At 62.8% G+C, this 18,903-nt stretch carries 17 protein-coding genes and 1 pseudogene; 5 read left to right on the plus strand and 13 right to left on the minus strand.

Annotation, left to right across the window (positions count from 1 at the left end; all coding sequences use genetic code 11):
- A pseudogene (locus tag X733_RS137280) lies at positions 1-880 on the minus strand (hypothetical protein); the annotation flags it as partial.
- 76 nt (positions 881-956) lie between these two features.
- A complete protein-coding gene (locus tag X733_RS137275) occupies positions 957-2,255 on the minus strand; it encodes an adenylosuccinate synthase (RefSeq protein WP_023684197.1) in 1,299 nt (432 codons plus the stop codon).
- Positions 2,256-2,464: 209 nt separating this feature from the next.
- On the opposite strand from X733_RS137275, the gene X733_RS137270 reads away from it, so the two are divergent.
- Positions 2,465-3,370: a DMT family transporter gene (locus tag X733_RS137270; RefSeq protein ID WP_023820327.1), complete on the plus strand. Its 906-nt coding sequence runs from the start codon at positions 2,465-2,467 to the stop codon at positions 3,368-3,370.
- A 105-nt stretch (positions 3,371-3,475) separates the two neighbouring features.
- On the plus strand, positions 3,476-3,940 hold the full coding sequence (locus X733_RS137265) for a DUF2231 domain-containing protein (RefSeq protein WP_023711969.1): 465 nt from the start codon (positions 3,476-3,478) through the stop codon (positions 3,938-3,940).
- 63 nt (positions 3,941-4,003) lie between these two features.
- Here X733_RS137265 and serA read toward each other — a convergent pair whose 3' ends face one another.
- From serA to glmM, 5 genes are all read right to left on the minus strand, one after another.
- Positions 4,004-5,605 (minus strand): phosphoglycerate dehydrogenase, encoded by a 1,602-nt coding sequence (gene serA, locus X733_RS137260; protein ID WP_023699182.1) that lies wholly within the window; start codon positions 5,603-5,605, stop codon positions 4,004-4,006.
- Between the two features lie 58 nt (positions 5,606-5,663).
- Positions 5,664-6,839, minus strand: a complete 1,176-nt coding sequence (locus tag X733_RS137255; RefSeq protein WP_023742248.1) for a phosphoserine transaminase — start codon at positions 6,837-6,839, stop codon at positions 5,664-5,666.
- A 201-nt stretch (positions 6,840-7,040) separates the two neighbouring features.
- Positions 7,041-7,811 carry an outer membrane protein gene (locus tag X733_RS137250; protein ID WP_023684192.1) on the minus strand — a complete coding sequence of 257 codons (771 nt, stop codon included), beginning with the start codon at positions 7,809-7,811 and terminating at the stop codon, positions 7,041-7,043.
- A gap of 229 nt (positions 7,812-8,040) precedes the next feature.
- A complete protein-coding gene (locus X733_RS137245) occupies positions 8,041-8,856 on the minus strand; it encodes an outer membrane protein (protein WP_023684191.1) in 816 nt (271 codons plus the stop codon).
- 252 nt (positions 8,857-9,108) lie between these two features.
- Entirely contained in the window at positions 9,109-10,461 is a 1,353-nt protein-coding gene (gene glmM / locus X733_RS137240; RefSeq protein WP_023673591.1) for a phosphoglucosamine mutase, read from the minus strand.
- Positions 10,462-10,804: 343 nt separating this feature from the next.
- Between glmM and X733_RS137235 the strand changes: the two genes are divergently transcribed.
- The gene (locus tag X733_RS137235; RefSeq protein WP_023755560.1) at positions 10,805-11,809 is read left to right on the plus strand and encodes a hypothetical protein; all 1,005 of its coding nucleotides are present in this window, start codon (positions 10,805-10,807) and stop codon (positions 11,807-11,809) included.
- 241 nt (positions 11,810-12,050) lie between these two features.
- On the plus strand, positions 12,051-12,503 hold the full coding sequence (locus X733_RS137230) for a hypothetical protein (protein WP_031194264.1): 453 nt from the start codon (positions 12,051-12,053) through the stop codon (positions 12,501-12,503).
- A gap of 72 nt (positions 12,504-12,575) precedes the next feature.
- Here the strand turns inward: X733_RS137230 and X733_RS1000000170415 are convergent, their stop codons facing one another.
- Genes X733_RS1000000170415 through X733_RS137225 form a run of 3 tightly spaced genes read right to left on the minus strand, consistent with a single transcriptional unit; the run spans position 12,576 to position 14,244 of the window.
- Entirely contained in the window at positions 12,576-12,749 is a 174-nt protein-coding gene (locus X733_RS1000000170415) for a hypothetical protein (protein ID WP_023820331.1), read from the minus strand.
- Positions 12,739-13,452 (minus strand): NAD(P)-binding domain-containing protein, encoded by a 714-nt coding sequence (locus X733_RS01000000166880; protein ID WP_280790577.1) that lies wholly within the window; start codon positions 13,450-13,452, stop codon positions 12,739-12,741. Before X733_RS01000000166880 ends, X733_RS1000000170415 begins: the two co-directional genes overlap by 11 nt.
- Before the next feature lie 27 nt (positions 13,453-13,479).
- Positions 13,480-14,244, minus strand: coding sequence for an SDR family oxidoreductase (locus tag X733_RS137225; RefSeq protein ID WP_023744988.1), 765 nt, complete (start codon positions 14,242-14,244; stop codon positions 13,480-13,482).
- Between the two features lie 185 nt (positions 14,245-14,429).
- On the opposite strand from X733_RS137225, the gene X733_RS137220 reads away from it, so the two are divergent.
- Entirely contained in the window at positions 14,430-14,810 is a 381-nt protein-coding gene (locus X733_RS137220) for a helix-turn-helix domain-containing protein (protein WP_050588730.1), read from the plus strand.
- Positions 14,811-14,866: 56 nt separating this feature from the next.
- Here the strand turns inward: X733_RS137220 and ftsH are convergent, their stop codons facing one another.
- The 3 genes from ftsH to ybgF all read right to left on the minus strand — a co-directional run.
- Positions 14,867-16,792 (minus strand): ATP-dependent zinc metalloprotease FtsH, encoded by a 1,926-nt coding sequence (ftsH, locus tag X733_RS137215; protein ID WP_023673598.1) that lies wholly within the window; start codon positions 16,790-16,792, stop codon positions 14,867-14,869.
- Positions 16,793-16,895: 103 nt separating this feature from the next.
- A complete protein-coding gene (gene tilS / locus X733_RS137210) occupies positions 16,896-18,302 on the minus strand; it encodes a tRNA lysidine(34) synthetase TilS (protein ID WP_023820335.1) in 1,407 nt (468 codons plus the stop codon).
- A 51-nt stretch (positions 18,303-18,353) separates the two neighbouring features.
- A partial coding sequence (ybgF, locus tag X733_RS137205; protein ID WP_023820336.1) for a tol-pal system protein YbgF occupies positions 18,354-18,903 on the minus strand: 550 nt, incomplete at its 5' end.

Consider the following 18,903-nt stretch of genomic DNA (forward strand, 5'->3'; position numbering starts at 1 on the left):
CAGGCGCTGGAGCCGGGGGTGGCGGTGTGGTCAGCGCGGCGACGGACTCGCCCTCGCCGATGCCGCTTTGACCGGCCGCGGGACCGGGGTCGGTTTCACCGCCTTCGGGCGACAGGCGCTGGGTGAACTTCGTTCCCTCGCCGGCAGCAGCCGGTGCGGGTGCATCGGCCGCGGGCTTGGCCGGCGCCGGCTTTACCAGCGGTTCGGTCGAGACCGTCTTGGTGTCGCCTCCGAGGCCCAGCATCGAGCCAAAGGCATCCTTGTTCAGCCAGATGCCATAGCCGCCGCCGGCGACCACCAGAAGCGCGACGACAGCCGCGATCAACCCGCCATAGCTGCGCCTGCGCTCGGCTGGGCGCAGGCGCTGGAACGTGTCCGCCGCCGGCTGCTCGTCATTGGCGAACACATCGGCGCTGTCGTCGTCGGCGTCCAGCTCCACGGCTTGCTTGTCGATGGTTTCTGCACGCGCCGCAGGCGACGGCGGTGTCGGCGCGGGCCTCTGCCAGCTCGGCTCTGTCCTGGCGGTCGGCGCCGGCTGCACGGGTTTCGCCGGCTGCCAGGCCGGCGCAGGCGTGGCGGAAGGCTTTACATGACTGGACTGGTTCTTGTTGCGGTCGATGGAGGAGAAGATGTGCTCCAGCTCCGCCAGCGGATCGGATGCCGGCACCGCCCTGGCATAGTCGCGCTCGACGCTCGAGATGGCATCTTCCAGGGATCGCTTCTGCGTGCTTATGGCTTCGGCGGCCAGCGGCGGCGAATACTCCGCAAGCTTCTTCGCCAGCATGGTACGAACGCTTTCATAGATCCGCGTACGCTTTTCGGGCGTTTCGTCGCCGTGCTTGTCGAGCGCCTTTTTCAGAATAGCAACGAAATCTGCCATGCTTCAGTCGACCTGTATTTTGTTTCCGCGCCGGCCCCCGCAAATCGGCCGCGATGCCCGGAAAGGCTTCAGAAAACTAGTCTTGAAACGGATCGGTCACAAGTATCGTGTCGTCCCGTTCCGGGCTGGTGGAAAGGAGCGCGACGGGTGCCCCGATCAGCTCCTCGATGTAACGGACATATTTGACGGCCTGCGCCGGAAGGTCGTTCCAGCTGCGCGCGCCGGCTGTGGTGCCTTTCCAGCCTTCGAGCGTCTCGTAGACCGGCTCGACACGCGCCTGCGCGCCCTGGCTGGCCGGCAGATAGTCGATCGTTTCGCCGTCGAGACGGTAGCCGGTGCAGACCTTGATCTCATCCAGCCCGTCGAGCACGTCGAGTTTGGTCAGGGCGATGCCCTTGATACCGTTGACGGCGACGGCCTGGCGCACCAGCACGGCGTCGAACCAGCCGCAACGGCGTTTGCGCCCGGTGACGACGCCGAATTCGTGGCCACGCGTACCGAGAAATTCGCCGATCTCGTTCTTCTGCTCGGTCGGGAACGGGCCTTCGCCGACACGCGTCGTATAGGCCTTGGTGATGCCCAGGACATAGCCGATGGCGCCGGGGCCCACCCCCGAGCCGGCGGCTGCCTGGCCGGCAACGGTGTTGGACGAGGTGACGAACGGATAGGTGCCGTGGTCGATGTCGAGCAGCGTGCCTTGCGCGCCCTCGAACAGGATGCGTTCGCCGGCGCGGCGCTTGTCGTCGAGGATTTTCCAGACGCGGTCCATATAGGGCAGGATCTCATCGGCCACCGAGGTCAGCTCGGTCATGATCGCCTCATGCGTGACTTCGCCATGGCCAAGCCCGCGACGCAGCGCATTGTGATGCGTCAGCAGCCTGTCGACCTTGAGGGGCAGCGTTTCCAAATCCGCCAGATCCATCACCCGAACCGCGCGCCGGCCCACCTTGTCTTCATAGGCTGGGCCGATGCCACGACGCGTCGTGCCAATTTTCGTCCCGGAATTGGAGGCGGCGTCCTCGCGGAATCCGTCCAGCTCCCGGTGCAGCGACAGGATAAGCGCGGTGTTTTCGGCTATTTTCAGGCGGTCCGGCGTGACCTCGACGCCTTGCGCCTTGAGTTTTGCCACTTCGGCGACAAAGGCGTGCGGGTCGAAGACGACGCCATTGCCGATGATCGACAGCTTGCCTTGCCGCACCACGCCCGACGGCAGCAGCGACAGTTTGTAGACCTTGCCGTCGACGACCAGCGTATGGCCGGCATTGTGGCCGCCCTGGAAGCGCACGACCACGTCGGCGCGCTCCGACAACCAGTCGACGATCTTGCCCTTGCCTTCGTCGCCCCATTGCGAGCCGACGACCACCACATTGGCCATGTTTCTTTTCCCTTGAGATGCCGCCCTGGCGGCCTGGATATGGTTCGAAACGACAGGCCTCTATAGCGTCAAGACCTCGCAAGCGCGACCTTTCTTTGCCGCCGAAAATGCCCTGAGGCACAACAATTTTCGGCTTTGACATCATTTACTTGCGTCGGCGGGGGCAATAGGCCGGCAAACACAACTCCCCAAGCGGCCGGAATCCCGCAATGCATCGACGCGCCTACCTGTTCCTGCTGCTGACCACCTTGTTGTGGGGCGGCAATTCCGTCGCCGGCAAGCTGGCGGTCGATCACGTCTCGCCGATGACGCTGGTCTTCCTGCGCTGGGTGCTGGCCGTCGCGATCCTGCTGCCGATCGGCTGGCGCACGATCAGGGAGGACTGGCCGGTGGTGCGCAAACACTGGTTCGTCCTGGCTGCACTTGGCGCCAGCGGCTTCACTCTGTTCAACACCATTTTTTACACCGCGCTCAACTACACGACGGCGATCAATGTCTCGATCGAACAGGCGGCGATGCCGGTCTTGATCATCATTGCCAATTTCTTCTTCTTCCGCCTGCGCGTGAGCTGGGCTCAGATTGCGGGCGTGGTGCTGACCATCTTCGGCGTCATCTTGACTGCCTGCCACGGCGATCCGCGCCGGCTGCTCACATTGGAACTCAATTTCGGCGACGCCATCATGCTGGTCGCGGTCGTCCTCTACAGCGGTTATTCGGTCGGGCTGCGGCTGAAGCCGGTGATGCGCTGGCAGAGCCTGATGTTGTCCCTGGCGATCGCTGCCCTCATCACCTCGCTGCCGTTCTTCCTGTGGGAGGTCGCCGCCGGCAAGGTTATCGTCCCCGATATCAGCGGCTGGGTGGTCATCGTCTATACCGCGATCGGCGCTTCGGTCATTTCGCAGATCACTTACATCAGGGGCAACGAACTGATCGGCGCCAACCGTGCCGGGCTGTTCATCAATCTGGTGCCGATCTTCGGCACGCTGCTGTCAGTGCTGATCGTCGGCGAGACATTCCAGCTCTACCAGGCGCTGGCGCTCATCCTGGTGCTGGGCGGCATTTCGCTCGCCGAATACAGCGGGCGCAAGATGGCGGCACCGAACCGCCGCGGATAACATTTGGCTGCTGCCGCGCTGCGCCGCCGTCGCGATAACTGCTGCCGCGCGCCGACCTGGAACATTTTACCTCTGGCGGAGTTTGCTTGCGTGGGAGGCAACAAGATGAGCCATAACCCTCGCAGCACGGCAAGCATTGCCGGTCACCCCATTCATCCAATGCTGATTCCGTTTCCGATCGCCTTCTTTGTCGGCACCTTCGTTTGCGATCTGATTTTCTGGCAAACAGCCGATCCCGGGTGGGTCACCGGATCGCTTTGGCTTCTCGGCGCCGGCCTGATCATGGGCGCCTTGGCCGCTCTTACCGGCCTGACGGACGTTCTCGGCGATGTTCAGATCCGCAATCTCACGACGGCATGGCTCCATGCCGGCGGCAACGTTCTCGTCGTGCTGATCGAGCTTTACAACTGGTACTCGCGTTATGTCGCTGGAGCGGCGGCCGTGATTCCGACCGGCTTTATCTTGTCGCTGATCGTGGTTCTGGTCCTGCTGTTTACAGGCTGGAAGGGCTGGGAATTGGTCTATCGGCATCGCGTGGGCGTCTCCGACGGCTCAGACGAATTGACCTGAACCGGCCTGTGCGGCGGCCGCCCCAATGATGGGGGAGGACCGCCGCGTCCGCCACGCCGTCAACTACATCGCGTTGACGTCGAACTGCAGCCGCTTGGCCGAGTCTATCGACTTGTGCGCCTTGACCTGTTCCAGCACTTTTTCCGGGAACGGCGCGTCGAGATAGAGCAGCGCGATCGCATCGCCGCCCGGCCGGTTGCGGCCGAGCTGGAAGTTGGCGATGTTGACGCCGTTCTCGCCGCACACCGTGCCGAGCAGGCCGATAATGCCGGGCGCATCGGCATTGGTTGTGTAGAGCATGTGCTGGCCGACCTCGGCGTCGAGATTGATGCCCTTGATCTGGATGAAGCGCGGCTTGCCGTCGGAGAAGCAGGTGCCGGCGATCGAGCGCGTCATGTGCTCGGTCTTCACCGTCAGCTTGATGTAGCCGTCGAACACGCCCGACTTGTCGCGCTTGACCTCGGCGACGATGATGCCGCGCTCCTTCACCATGATCGGCGCCGACACCATATTGACGTCGGCGACCTGCGGCCGGATCAGTCCGGCAAGCGCGGCACTGATCAGGGCACGCGTGTTCATCGTCGCGGTCGAGCCATCGAACAGGATCTCGACCTCGTTGATCGGGTCCTCGGTGACCTGGCCGACAAAGGCGCCGAGCACTTCGGCGAGCTTGACGAACGGCTTTAGCCGCGGTGCTTCCTCGGCCGTGATCGAGGGCATGTTGATGGCATTCGAAACCGCGCCCTTGATCAGATAGTCGGCCATCTGCTCGGCCACCTGGAGCGCGACATTTTCCTGCGCTTCCGCTGTCGAGGCGCCCAGATGCGGCGTTGCCACCACATTCTCCATGCCGAACAGCGCGTTGTTCTCCGCCGGTTCGACCTCGAACACATCGACGCCGGCGCCCGCCACCTTGCCGCTCTTCAGCGCCGCGACCAGGTCGGCTTCGACGATGAGCCCGCCACGCGCGCAATTGATGATGCGCACGCCGTTCTTCATCTTGGCGATCGCCGCCGCGTCGATGATGTTGCGCGTCTTGTCGGTCAGCGGCGTGTGCAGCGTGATGAAATCGGCGCGGGCGAACAGCTCGTCCAGCTCGACCTTGTCGACGCCGAGTTCCTCGGCGCGCTTGTCCGACAGGAACGGGTCGAAGGCAACGACATGCATCTTCAGGCCGACGCCCCGCGTGGCGACGATCGAGCCGATATTGCCGCAGCCGATAACGCCCAGCGTCTTGCCGGTGATCTCGACGCCCATGAAGCGGTTCTTTTCCCATTTGCCGGCATGGGTCGAGGCATTGGCCTCCGGGATCTGCCGTGCGAGTGCAAAGATCATCGCCACCGCATGTTCGGCCGTGGTGATCGAATTGCCGAAAGGCGTGTTCATCACGATGATGCCCTTGCGGCTCGCCGCGGGGATGTCGACATTGTCGACACCGATGCCGGCGCGGCCGACGACCTTGAGTCTTGTCGCGGCGTTGATCAGTTTTTCCGTGACCTTGGTCGCCGAGCGGATGGCAAGGCCATCATACTGGCCGATGACTTCGAGCAGCTTTTCCTTGTCCTTGCCGAGATCAGGCAAATAGTCGACCTCGATACCGCGGTCCTTGAATATCTGGACGGCGGTGGTGGAGAGTTTGTCAGAGACGAGAACGCGGGGCGCCATGGCGGCCTCCTTGAACTGGATTGTCGGGAAAGGGCGGCCCGCAGGCCACCACGAAATCTCAGGCTGCGGCCTTCAGCGAAGCCTTCTGCGTGGCGAAGGCCCAGTCGAGCCAAGGCAGCAGCGCCTCGAGATCGGATGTCTCGACGGTGGCACCGCACCAGATGCGCAGGCCGGAAGGTGCATCGCGATAGGAGCCGATGTCGTACGCGACGCCTTCCTTGTCGAGCACAGAGACGATCGCCTTGGCGAAAGCCGCCTGCCCGTCGGCGTCGAGCGCCGCGACATCGGCGTCGGTGAAGGACAGACATACGGACGTGTTGGACCGTGTCGCCGCATCGACCGCGAGATGGCCGAGCCAGGACGATTTGTCGACAAAGCCATCGAGCACGGCGGCATTGGCATCGGCTCTGGCAATCAACGCATCGAGACCGCCGATCGACTTCGCCCAATGAAGCGCATCGAGATAGTCCTCGACGCACAGCATCGACGGCGTGTTGATGGTCTCGCCCTTGAAGACGCCTTCGATCAGCTTGCCGCCCGAGGTCAGGCGGAAGATTTTCGGCAGCGGCCACGCCGGCTTGTAGGTTTCCAGTCGCTCGACGGCGCGAGGCGACAGGATCAGCATGCCGTGTGCGCCCTCGCCGCCCAGCACTTTCTGCCAGGAGAAGGTGACGACATCGAGCTTCTGGAAATCGAGCCTCTGCGCGAATGCGGCCGAGGTCGCGTCGCAGATGGTCAGGCCTTTGCGGTCGGCTGGAATGAAATCGCCATTCGGCACGCGCACGCCTGAGGTCGTGCCGTTCCAGGTGAAGACCGCATCGCGGTCGAAATCGATCTTGGTGAGATCCGGCAGCTCGCCATAGCCTGTCTCGATCTTTCTGATATCGACTAGCTTCAGCTGCTTGACCACATCGGTCACCCAGCCGGAGCCAAAGCTTTCCCATGCCACCATGTCGACACCGCGTTCACCGAGCAGCGACCACAGCGCCATCTCGACAGCACCCGTGTCCGACGCCGGCACGATGCCGATGCGGTAATCGGCCGGAACCTGGAGAATCTCGCGCGTCAGCTCGATCGCCTGTTCGAGCTTGGTCTTGCCGATCTTGGCGCGGTGGGAACGGCCGAGCGCAGCATTCTTCAGTGCCTCGACCGACCAGCCGGGGCGTTTTGCGCAGGGACCTGAGGAGAAATTGGGGTTTGCCGGACGGAGTCCGGGCTTCGTATGCGTCGTCATCGTGGTCTATCCTTCCAGATAGTGGCCCCTCGTTGGGGAGGGGTGGCCCACGGACGGCGATATGCGTTCAGCCCTCAGGCGTCAAGAGGAAAGTTTTTGTCGCTGGCGGGATACCGGCGATACGGGATCAGCATGTCGTGGGCTAAAACGCAAACAGCGGATCGAAGAGATCCGCCGTTGGGCTTCCGAACAGCAAGCTTCCTACCAGAGGTCGTAGCGCAGGCCGAGCTTGACCTGATGATTGCTGATGCCCTTGCGGATCGGATAGGAGGTCAGGCTCTCGGCCGTGACATATTCGGCATCCGGCGCGGAGAAGTACTGGTAGCCGAGATCTACAGAAACATTCTTGGTCACCTGATAGGCCAGGCCCGCATCCAGCGTGTAGGCGAGGGAATACTGGGTCTTGTTGTCGTTCCGGACGAAATCATCCGTAGGGTCGACATTGTCGGTGAAGTAACTCGCCGACAGCTTGTATTTGCTCCGGACCAGCCCAATGCCGGCGCCGAGGTAGGGCGTGATCCCGACATAAGTGCCGAGATCGACATAGCCATTGACCATGCCCGACAGGGAATAATTCTGCAGCGATGCCGACGCGATGGTCGCACCACCCGGCGGCGGCGTCGCCGAATCGTCAAAGCCGACGCCGATCTTGTTGCCGGGCAGATAGCCAAGATTGACGTCGCCGCGCAGATAGTCGTTGAAGTGGTAGCCGAAGCCGATGCTGGCAAAGGCCGGATCCTGCTTCTCGCTGAAGCTCGCGGGGGCGAAGGTGAAATCCTGATCCTCGTAGCTCTTCTGCGCCAGATAAGAGACGTCGCCGCGCAGATACCAGCCCGAGCCGACCTCGACCGGTTGATAGTCCGGCGCCTGATCGACATAGATCGGCGGATCGTAGTCCGCGGCCTGCGCCGGCGTCAGCGGCACAAGGACGAGTGCGGCGAGCGCCGGCGCTGTCAGCGATTTGAAATTCATGGGTCCCCGGCTCCTGAAATTGGCGCCCGTCATTTTGATCGCAAGCGCCGTTTCACCAAGCATTGTTAACCATAGTGGTTAAGTCAGGGTTAAGGATAACGCGGCGTACCGAATTGATTTCAATTGGGTTTCTTCGGCACACGCGGCCGGTTGAAAACGCGCAAGCATCGGCGAACGAAAACCGCCCGGCAAGACCGGGCGGTTCGCGAATTCCTGGATTTCGAAGCGACTACTTGGTGTAGATCGGCTCCGGCTCTGGAACGTAGGGCTCCGGCGATGTGCAACCATTATTGCCGCCGAACTGATAGCGCAGACCGCCTCGTACCTCATGTGTGTTGATGCCATGGTCGAAGCCGGGCCCGGAACTGCTCACGTCGAAGTCGAACATGCGGCCCCCCTCAATGTGAGAGTAGCGATAGCCGGCATCCAGGATCACCCTGTCGGTAAGGCAATAGGACGCGCCGGCCATGAGCGCGTAGGCAAAGCGCCAATTCTTCGACCCGGGGTTGGTCTCGGTTGTGTTCGGGTCGTGGACGGTATCCCATTTGACGTGCGCGCCGCCGATGCCAGCGCCAACATAAGGCGTGATGCCGTGCCAGGTGCCGATATCGTAATAGGCGTTGGCCAAGAGCAGCAATGCGCTCATTTTCGACACTTCGACCGAGGTCGTAACGCCATCGTTGGTTGATCCGTTGAAGTCCGAAGCGAACCAATAGTCGGCTGTCAGGTCGGTACGGAAATGATCGTTGATCTTGTAGCCAATGCCGGCGCCGAGTGAGAAGCCGCCCTTAAGCTCGCCGGAATCGAAAACATTGCTGCCGGGAGGCGGCCCGTAGGTGATATAGTCGATGCCGCGCAAATCCGATTTATGATAGTCGATGTCGCCGCGGATGTACCAGCCGCCGAAATCGGCCGGCTGCTCGTAGGCGATCGGCGCCGGCGCCTCTTCGACCACCGGCGGCTCCGCCAGATCGGCGGCGAATACTGGCCCGGCCACACCTGCGAACAGCGCGGCAAGGAGGGCCTTTTTTGCTGTATTGAACATGTTTGTCACCCCTGAGAACCGTCGGGAAAGTCCAACTTGCCCGAATGTGATTGACCTCAGTTGTGGATAATGAATTGGAAAAGTTAAAAGGCGTTTAACCCTGTCGATTAACCACGAATTCTCGACATTTTAGCAAACAGTCTCCGCCGGCATAACGCTTGGGACCAACCCTGGCCGAAACAAAAAGCCCGCCTGCAGGCGGGCTTGAAGTCTTGAGCCGGCAGTTCGCCCCTGCCGTTGGACGCAGCGCAATCAGGCGGCGCTGCGCGTTTCCGAAATAATGTCGACGATGTCGTTGACCACGGCCTCGACCAGCTGTGGGTCGTCGCCCTCGGCCATGACGCGGATCAGCGGCTCGGTGCCGGAGGGCCGTATGACCAGGCGGCCGGCCTTGCCGAGACGGTTGCGCGCGTCTTCGATCACCGCCTTGACCGTGGCTTCCTCAAGCGGCTTGCCGCCGGCGATGCGGACATTCTTCAACAGCTGCGGCACCGGCTCGAATTTCTTCGACAATTCGCTGACCGGCCGGTTCTGCCGCTTGATGCAGGCCAGCACCTGCAGAGCCGAGACCAGCCCGTCGCCAGTGGTCGAGAAATCGGACAGCACAATGTGGCCCGACTGCTCGCCGCCGACATTCAACCCGTGCGCGCGCATATGTTCCACGACATAGCGGTCGCCGACCTTGGTGCGATGCAGCTGCAGCTTCATGTCGCCAAGGAAGCGTTCGAGGCCGAGATTGGACATCACCGTCGAGACGACGCCGCCGCCGGCCAGTCGCCCGCTCTGGTGCCAGGACTCGGCGATCAGCGCCATGATCTGGTCACCGTCGACGATGGTGCCGTTCTCGTCGACGATGACGACACGGTCGGCATCGCCGTCGAGTGCGATGCCGATATCGGCGCGCACTTCATGCACCTTCTTCTGCAGGCCGGCCGGATGGGTCGAGCCGCATTCCTTGTTGATGTTAAAACCGTTCGGATCGACATTGATGGCAATGACCTCGGCGCCCAGTTCCCAAAGTGCTGCTGGCGCCACCTTGTAGGCCGCGCCGTTGGCGCAATCGACGACGATCCTGAGACCCGACAGCGACATTGAGCGCGGCAGCGTGCGCTTGGCGAATTCGATGTAGCGGTCATGCACGCCGTCGACGCGCTTGGCGCGGCCAAGTCCGTCGGAATCGGCGAGCGCCAGTTCGATATCCTTGTCGAGCATGCTCTCGATGCGCTCCTCGATCTCGTCGGAGAGCTTGTACCCGTCGGGACCGAACAGCTTGATGCCGTTGTCGTAATAGGGATTGTGCGAGGCCGAGATCATGACGCCGATATCGGCACGCAGCGAGCGTACCAGCATGGCGACCGCCGGTGTCGGGATCGGGCCGAGCAGGAACACATCCATGCCGGCCGCGCACAGGCCGGACACCATGGCGTTTTCGATCATGTAGCCGGACAGCCTGGTGTCCTTGCCGAGCACGACGCGGTGGCGATGGCTGCCGCGCTGGAACGACAGGCCGGCGGCCATGCCGACCCGCATCGCGATCTCAGCCGTCATCGGAAACTTGTTGGCGCGCCCGCGAATGCCGTCGGTGCCAAAATAACGTCCTGCCATGCTTGCCAGAATCCCCGTCGGTTTTCAGCCGGCTCGTAATGCCACAATTGGTCCGAGCCCGACTATCACATTGTGTGATTGTATATTACCAATTCTTAGAAAATCATTGTAGCAGGCTGTTCGGAGCGTTGGCAGCGTATCATGACACGGTGTTGCCGCAATATAGCATTCACACTGGGCCACACTGCGCAGATTGGGCCGGTAAGCCGGACTGTTGGAGCGGCAGATCGCAAGGGTCCATCACCTTATCGGGAGAACGCCGTTTAGCATCTGGCGCAGCCTAGCGTTGAGAGCTATTGATTGACACAGGTACAACCTATGGGCGCAGCAACGGGAGAACGCCATGCTCATCCACCGACTTGCAACTTTGACGGGTCTTGCCGTCGCAACCTTGTTCATGGCGGCGCCCGCCAGCGCGCTGACCATGGCCCAGTGTAGTACCAAGTATAATGCCGCCAAGGACGCCGGCACGCTGAACGGGCAGACCTGGAATCAGTATCGGAAGGCCGAGTGCGGCACCGACGCGGCGGCCACCACCGAGACCGCAAAGCCGGCGGCCAAGAAGGCCGCTGCGGCCAAGACGGACACGACCAAGGCCGCCGCCGCTGCTGATGACGGCGCCAAGGGTCTGACGGCCAAGGAATGCAGCGCTAAATACCAGGCTGCCAAGGCCGCCGGTACGCTCAATGGCGCAAAGTGGAACGACTTCCGCAAGACCGAATGCGCCGCCGGCGCATCCGCCGCGGCAGAACCCGCCAAGGCCACGACCAAGGCCGCAGCCACAACCGACGATGGCGCTAAGGGCCTGACGGCCAAGGAATGCAGCACCAAGTACCAGGCGGCAAAGGCCGCCGGTACGCTCAATGGCGCAAAGTGGAACGACTTCCGCAAGACCGAATGCGCCGCCGGGGCCTCGGCCGCGGCAGCACCCGCCAAGGCAACCACCAAGGCAGCTGCCGACAGCAGCGGCAAGGGCCTGAGCATGGCCGATTGCAGCGCCAAGTACCAGGCTGCCAAGTCTGCCAATACTCTGGGCGGCAAGAAGTGGAACGACTTCCGCAAGGCCGAATGCGGCGCAGGCGCAGATGACGACGACACCGTGCCCGCTCCGAGCGAGGCGACCTATACCAGCGAGCCCGAGAAGCCCTCGGTCACCGCTCCCAAGGGTGTGAAGTTCCCGGCCGCGATCTCGAAGAAATACGCCGGCGAGACGCCGGCCAAGGGCCGCATGCACACCTGCCTCGAGCTCTACTACGCCAATAAGGATGCCAACACGCTGAATGGCCTGCGCTGGATCCAGAAGGGCGGCGGCTTCTACAGCCTCTGCAATGCCAAGCTGAAGAGCTGATCGCGTAGCCATATTCTCCAGACAGAGGCCCGCGCATCGCAGCATGCGCGGGCCTTTTTATTGCGCTCGAACACACCCGGCGTTGATCGACGTCTACATATCGCGGAAGCTGTCGGCATCATCTATTCGCCCACACTGCCCACCCCAGACATATCGGTGGTTCGCAAAGATTCCAATTGAACATATGCAGAACAAATGGTATACAAAAGGACATCGAACTTTTGTCAACCAGGAGAGTCTTATGTCCAGATTGAAATTGGCGGCATTGGCTGTGACGGCATGGATTGCGTGGAGCGTCGCCCCTGCAAGCGCACTGACAATGAAGGAATGCGGCGAGGCTTATCGCACAGCCAAGGAAGGCGGCACTCTGAACGGCATGGATTGGACCGCTTTCCGCACCGAGAAGTGTGCGACGTCAGCTGCGGAGAGTGCCAGTACGGATGCGGTCAAAACCCAGCCGCAGCCGAAGAAGGAAACCAGCGCGGCGGTCGCCCCCGTTGTAGCGCCGACGGGCGTGACATTCCCGACCACCCTCGCCGCCGAATTCAAGACCGAGAAGCCCTCGAAGGCGCGTATGAAGACCTGCCTGCAGGGCTACCACGGCAACAAGGACGCGGGTACGTTGAACGGCCTTCGCTGGATCCAGAAGGGCGGCGGCTATTACAGCCTCTGCAACGCCAAGCTGAAGAGCTAATCGACCAGCAGCGTTTGAAGATCGAAGGCCCCCAACCGCAAGGTTGGCGGCCTTCTCTTGGGTCTTGCGCCGTCAAGCGCCTTGTTTCGAAAGCTGGAGCAGTGCGACCAGGCTTGTAAGATCGGCATTGGCCTGGCCGGCAGCCACCCCGCGCTTCAACAGGCTTTGCATCGGCAGGACGAGTTCGGTGCTGACATCAGCCGACCTGCTGGCATCGATGAGATTGACGTAGGCATCAGCCTGCATGCCCAGGTTGGAAACGACATTGCTGGTGTGATCGCCATTGTCGATCTGTTCGGGCCCACTTCGGCAGCAGGCCTTGCATCGACTGAAGCCAGGAGGCCAGCAGCGGCATGAACTCGCCGGCCGGGATTCCTGCTGCGCCCGTCAATGCCAACGCCTGCAGAACGCCCGCGAACATGCCGTACATGCCGGTCAGAAGCGAGATATCATAGAGCGGCGCGAGGCCAGCATCCTCACCGAGGAATTTGCTGGTGCCGAGCGCTCCGAGCTGCCCCGAACAGGCATCGAACGCCTGGCGCGAACCGCTGTAGAGAATCAAGGCGTGCGGCCCGCCGATCATCGGCGGCACCGCCATGACACCGCCGTCGATATAGCTGGCGCCCTGGCTCACCGCCCAGCCCGACATCGCCCGCGCCTGCTCGGGCGTGCCGTTGGTGAGATTGACCAATGTGCGGCCCGACAGCGCCGCTCGGCTTGGGTCGAGCACCTCACCAACGGTGTCATAGACAAGCAGGCACGCCACGATCAGTGGACTCGATCTAACGGCTTCCTCGACACTCTTGGCCACAATGGCGCCCTTGGCTGCCAAAGCCTCAGCCTTTGCCGGAGAACGGTTCCACACCGTCACCGCATGTCCCTGGTTCAGAAAGGCTTCGGCAAGCGCAGTGCCCATGGCGCCGAGACCGATTACTGTTATGTCGCTCATTCTGCTTCTCCTTGGTTTGTTGCGCGGTTACGCCGGTGTCGGGCTCAGGTCCTGGCCAAGGCCACCGTCCACGGTCAGCCGCGCGCCCGTGGTGAAGGTCGCGTCGAACGCCAGGAACAGCACTGCGCGCGCCACCTCCTCCATCGTGCCGTGGCGCTTCATCGGTGTGACCGCGTCGCCGATCGCCATGAAGGCGGCCCGCTCCTCGGCCGAGGCGTCGGCCACACCCATCGTCGGCGTATCGATGAAACCAGGGCTGACCACATTCACGCGGATGCGGCGCGGCAGAAGCTCGGCCGCCAGGACCTTGGCGAAGGCGCGCAGTGCCGCCTTCGATCCGGAATAGACGCTCATGCCGCCGGTGCCGGATTCGTCGGCGATCGACGAGGTGAAGACTATGGCGCCACCATCCCTGATGAGGGGCAGCAGGCGCTGCGCGGTGAAGAAAGCGCCTTTGGTGTTGATGTCGAAGGTGCGATCGTAACTGTCCTCGGTGACTCGCTCCACGGGTTCGAGATTGGCCACCCCGGCATTGACGTGAAGGAAGTCGATCTGGCCAAGCTTCTGCCCCACTTCGGCACCGAGCGTGACGATATCGGCCATGTCTGAGATATCGGACCGCACGACATGAGCTCGCGAAAGCAGCTTGGCTCGCGCGGCCTCGATGTTGCGCTGGTCGCGGCCGGTGACCAGGACCTCGGCGCCGCTTTCGATCAGGGCTTCGGCAACGGCGAGCCCCATGCCGTGCGTCCCGCCGATGACAACGGCCTTCTTGTTTGCGTATCGTGTCATGATCCATCCCTTTTTGACAAAATCCGGCCGCCGACGGCCTTTGCAGGTCGAAGCGAGGTACCGATATGAAGTTGTGGTGTTCGCCGATGCCGGCGAGCTGGTTTGAAGCTATGGACCGGCTTGGTTTTTCTCAAGTACCGACAAAAATGTAAGCTACCCACCGATTGCTCAGAATTGGATGAAACATGGGAAAGAAACAGCCAGATAGTTGCGGATTGGGACCGGCGCTGGAGGTCATCAGCGGCAAATGGAAGGCGCTACTGCTCTGGCAGATTCACAAGGCGCCGGCACGATTCGGTGAGCTGAAGCGGCTGGTGCCTGACATCAGCGAAAAGATGCTGATCCAACAGCTGCGCGAAATGGAGGCCGACGGCATCGTCCATCGCGAAATCTTTCCCGAGGTGCCGCCGAGGGTCGAATACTCGATTACCGAATTCGGCATCGAGCTGGACAATGCCCTGATCCCGCTGGCCAGATGGGGCAAGCAACATGCTGGCCGGACTGACGGTGTGCGCCCCGGCCAAGCAAATGCATCCGTCCCGCATGCTCTTTTTGAGAGACCCTGAATAGCAAAACGCCGCGGATTGAGCCGCGGCGTTTTCTTGCATCAAGTGATGTCAGCTCAGCTCGATGGCTGAGGCTCCATGCCGCCTTCGGGCTCGGGACCCTTCTTGCGGCGGCCGGACTTCGGCACAGCCGAGCCGCGGCTTGTGGGGGTGTCATCCCCCAAATCTCGCGCGGGCTTCTGCCCGGCGATCAGCTGCTTGATCTCTTCGCCCGAAAGCGTCTCGTATTCGAGCAGGCCCTGCGCCAGAGCGATCCATTCCTTCTTCTTCTTGGTCAGAATGGATTTGGCCGTGACATAGGCCTCGTCGATCAGGCGGCGTACTTCGGCGTCGATGATCTGCGCAGTCTCTTCCGAGACGTTCTGCGTGCGCGCCACCGAATGGCCGAGGAAAACCTCTTCCTGGTTGTCGCCATAGGCGACGTGGCCGAGCTTGTCGGAGAAGCCCCAGCGCGTGACCATGGCGCGCGCCAGCTTTGTCGCCTGCTCGATGTCCGAGGACGCGCCGGAGGTGATGTTCTCCTTGCCGAACTTGAACTCCTCTGCGACGCGGCCGCCCATCATGATGGCAAGCCGCGAGATCATGTATTTGTAGCTCATCGAATAGCGGTCGCCTTCCGGCAGTTGCATGACCATGCCGAGCGCGCGACCGCGCGGGATGATGGTCGCCTTGTGCAGCGGATCGGCCGACGGCACGTTGAGCGCCAGGATGGCGTGGCCGGCCTCGTGATAGGCCGTGAGTTCCTTTTCGGCCTGGGTCATGGCCGACGAGCGGCGCTCGGCGCCCATCATGATCTTGTCCTTGGCGTCCTCGAACTCGGCCATGGTGACAAGGCGCTTGTTGCGGCGCGCCGCCATCAGAGCGGATTCATTGACCAGGTTCATCAGGTCGGCGCCCGAGAAGCCCGGCGTGCCGCGCGCGATCACCTTGAGGTCGACATTCGGCGCCAGCGGCACGTTGCGCACATGCACCTTGAGGATCTTCTCGCGGCCGACGATGTCGGGGTTCGGCACCACCACCTGGCGGTCGAAACGGCCCGGACGCAGCAGCGCCGGGTCGAGCACGTCGGGCCGGTTGGTGGCGGCGATCAGGATGATGCTCTCGTTGGACTCGAAGCCGTCCATCTCGACCAGCAGCTGGTTCAGCGTCTGTTCGCGCTCATCATTGCCACCGCCGAGGCCGGCGCCGCGATGGCGGCCGACAGCGTCGATTTCGTCGATGAAGATGATGCAGGGAGCATTCTTCTTGGCCTGGTCGAACATGTCGCGCACACGGCTTGCGCCGACGCCGACGAACATCTCGACGAAGTCGGAACCCGAAATGGTGAAGAACGGCACATTCGCTTCGCCGGCGACGGAGCGGGCGAGCAGCGTCTTGCCGGTGCCGGGAGGTCCGACCAGAAGCACGCCGCGCGGGATCTTGCCGCCGAGGCGCTGGAACTTCTGCGGATCGCGCAGGAACTCGACGATCTCTTCCAGATCTTCCTTGGCCTCGTCGACGCCGGCGACATCCTGGAAGGTGACGCGGCCATGCGCCTCAGTGAGAAGCTTGGCCTTCGACTTGCCGAAACCCATGGCGCGGCCGGAGCCGGACTGCATCTGGCGCATGAAGAATATCCACACGCCAAGGATCAGGATCATTGGCAGGTAGGAGATCAGATAGCTGAACAGCGAGTTGGAACCGTCCGACTCAGGCCGCGCATTGATGGTGACGTTCTTGTCCTGCAGCCGCGAGACCAGCTGCGGATCGCCAGGCGAATAGGTCTGGAAGCCATTGGCGTTGTCGGCGTAGGTGCCCGTGATGCGGGCGCCGGCGATGACCACCGTCTTGACCCGGCCGGCCGCGACCTCTTGCAGGAACTGCGAATAGGGAACGTCGGTCGAGGCCCCGCGAGTCTGCGGCGTTTGGAACAGATTGAAGAGGGCAATGAGCAGGACCGCTATGATCGCCCAGAGCGCGAGATTGCGATAATTCGGATTCATCAATTGTCCCGTTGGTGCCCGCTGGGACACGCGTCATGAGAGGAAACTTGCGCCTAACATAGGGAGAGCGCCCCCCCTTGCCAAGCATAACAGCACGTCTGGGTTAAGCTTTCGCGCCATGATCAACCGGCACTGTGGCGGCCAAAGGGCAAGCCGGGACAGGCGGTGCGCCGATCAACTCGGCGACGGCCTGCGCCAACACCAGATCGAAGCACGGCAGGAAACGGGCAAAGGGCGCAACGACCGGGCTGACGGCGATTGCCGGCGCCGCCGCTACATCCCCTGCAAAACCACGGCATTCGCCGCCGCGCCATAGCGCCGGTTCCGCAGCCAGGGCGGCGCGCACAAGGCTTGGCGGCGCGCCGTCCCCGGCAATCGGCGTTTTGGCGGCGGCAGCGGCGCCAAGCGGCGCGATCAACCATGCACCCGGACTGTCACCCAATGTGATCGCCCCGGCTTCGATGTCTGGCGTGATCCGCCGGCGACCGTCCCAAAGCAGAGTGCCAGCTACCGGCGCGGAACGCGCCAGGTCGCGCGATTCACGGCGCAGGAAGATGCCGTTTCGCCTGATATCGACGACCGCCCGCGACAATGTGGCGCAAAGCCGACCGGCCCGCATTTGCTCGAACAGCGCTTCGCCGCGCGCCTGGTCCGGCAACAAGGCGGTGCCGCCCGTCGCCGCCAGCAGAACACGCAGCGCATAGACCGGGGCTCGCGTTTCGTCAGCTTCGGCAAAACCGGGATCGAGACGGATGAGACCCCTCGCCGGCCGGCTGGCAAATTCACCGATCAGGGCGGCGGCGCGGCGACCGAGTTCCTCGCGATCGCCGGCAGCCCGCCCAGCCAGGCCGATTGCCTCGGCAAAACGCTGCCCGCTCCGGTCTTCGCCGAGCACGGCCCGGATGCGCGGGCGTTCGAAACTCGTGTCGATGTTGGTCGGATCCTCGACCCAGCCGACATGTTCGCGCTGCAGGAAAGCGCGCAACGCCGCGCGCCGTACGCCGAGCAGCGGCCGCGCGATCCAGATCCGCCAGTCATAGAGGGTGGCCGGCGCCATGCCGGCGAGACCTCGGCCTGCAAGCTCTCGCCCGTCATTCCGCGCGGCTCGCATCAGGACGGTCTCGGCCTGGTCGTCGGCGGTGTGGCCGGTCACGATCACACCAATGCCTTGCGCCTGCGCTGCCTCGGCTAGCAACCGGTAGCGCGCCTCGCGCGCCGCGGCGGGCAGGCCGGTCGACGGCTTGGCGCCGGACCAGTTGAGCGTCCGGTGCGCAATGCCGCGCTCCGCACAGAGCTTTGCCATGCTGCGCGCTTCGACTGCTGCTTCCGGACGCAGGCCGTGGTCGATCGTCACCGCCAGCAGCCGGGCTGTCGGGGCGCTACGGTCGAGGTGAGCCTTGAGGAGAAGAAGGAGGGCGGTCGAGTCGCTGCCGCCGGACACGGCCGCAAGCGCGCCGTTGGTAAAGTCGATCTGCGAAAAATTCGAAAGGTCAGGCTCGGTATCGAGCATCAATGCATGTCGCGCAAAAGTGGTCCCGGTTCAGGGACGACACGGCAAAGACTAGCACGCCGCCAGCGCCCTCTCCTGCTTGACGCGTTCCTTGAGCGCGGCCGAAATATCGGGATAGCGCTTGCCGATCTCGCCGAAGGTGGCGCAGGCGACATCCTTCTGCTTGAGGCCGACCAGCGACACGCCAAGCTTCAGGAGCATGTCAGGCGCCTTCTTGGCCTTCGGATAGTCCTTGCTGGCGGAGAGGAAAACCTCGGCAGCGTCATGATACTTCTGCTGGCCAAGCAGCGATTCGCCAAGCCAGTAATGCGCGTCCGCCGCCTTGGCGTCCTTCGGGAAGCGGGCGATGTGGTCGCGAAAACCCTGCTCGGCGGTGCTGTAGTCGCCCGACAGGATGAACTGGTAGGAGTTGCGGTAGATCTCTTCCGGGTTGTTGGTGGCAGGCAGCGCCGCCACCACCGTGCCGTCCGACTTGCCGGTCTTAGCCCCGGCAGCCGGCGCCTCGGCGGCGGGAGCCGCACCTTCCGCCGGCGCCGCCGCCTGCGTGTTGCCGCCGGCGTCGATTACATTGCCGTTCTTGTCGACGGTAATGGTGCCGAAG

The sequence above is a fragment of the Mesorhizobium sp. L2C066B000 genome (assembly GCF_000502335.1).
In the GTDB taxonomy this organism is placed as follows: domain Bacteria; phylum Pseudomonadota; class Alphaproteobacteria; order Rhizobiales; family Rhizobiaceae; genus Mesorhizobium.

Excerpts from the sequence above, each read along its gene's own strand:
- X733_RS137235 (WP_023755560.1), top strand. The coding sequence starts at position 10,805 with ATGCTCATCCACCGACTTGCAACTTTGACGGGTCTTGCCGTCGCAACC.
- X733_RS137245 (WP_023684191.1), bottom strand. The coding sequence starts at position 8,856 with ATGTTCAATACAGCAAAAAAGGCCCTCCTTGCCGCGCTGTTCGCAGGT.
- X733_RS137255 (WP_023742248.1), bottom strand. The coding sequence starts at position 6,839 with ATGACGACGCATACGAAGCCCGGACTCCGTCCGGCAAACCCCAATTTC.
- tilS (WP_023820335.1), bottom strand. The coding sequence starts at position 18,302 with ATGCTCGATACCGAGCCTGACCTTTCGAATTTTTCGCAGATCGACTTT.
- X733_RS137220 (WP_050588730.1), top strand. The coding sequence starts at position 14,430 with ATGGGAAAGAAACAGCCAGATAGTTGCGGATTGGGACCGGCGCTGGAG.
- X733_RS137270 (WP_023820327.1), top strand. The coding sequence starts at position 2,465 with ATGCATCGACGCGCCTACCTGTTCCTGCTGCTGACCACCTTGTTGTGG.
- X733_RS137225 (WP_023744988.1), bottom strand. The coding sequence starts at position 14,244 with ATGACACGATACGCAAACAAGAAGGCCGTTGTCATCGGCGGGACGCAC.
- X733_RS137265 (WP_023711969.1), top strand. The coding sequence starts at position 3,476 with ATGAGCCATAACCCTCGCAGCACGGCAAGCATTGCCGGTCACCCCATT.
- X733_RS137250 (WP_023684192.1), bottom strand. The coding sequence starts at position 7,811 with ATGAATTTCAAATCGCTGACAGCGCCGGCGCTCGCCGCACTCGTCCTT.
- X733_RS137275 (WP_023684197.1), bottom strand. The coding sequence starts at position 2,255 with ATGGCCAATGTGGTGGTCGTCGGCTCGCAATGGGGCGACGAAGGCAAG.
- X733_RS01000000166880 (WP_280790577.1), bottom strand. The coding sequence starts at position 13,452 with ATGAGCGACATAACAGTAATCGGTCTCGGCGCCATGGGCACTGCGCTT.
- serA (WP_023699182.1), bottom strand. The coding sequence starts at position 5,605 with ATGGCGCCCCGCGTTCTCGTCTCTGACAAACTCTCCACCACCGCCGTC.
- ftsH (WP_023673598.1), bottom strand. The coding sequence starts at position 16,792 with ATGAATCCGAATTATCGCAATCTCGCGCTCTGGGCGATCATAGCGGTC.
- X733_RS1000000170415 (WP_023820331.1), bottom strand. The coding sequence starts at position 12,749 with ATGCAGGCTGATGCCTACGTCAATCTCATCGATGCCAGCAGGTCGGCT.
- X733_RS137230 (WP_031194264.1), top strand. The coding sequence starts at position 12,051 with ATGTCCAGATTGAAATTGGCGGCATTGGCTGTGACGGCATGGATTGCG.
- glmM (WP_023673591.1), bottom strand. The coding sequence starts at position 10,461 with ATGGCAGGACGTTATTTTGGCACCGACGGCATTCGCGGGCGCGCCAAC.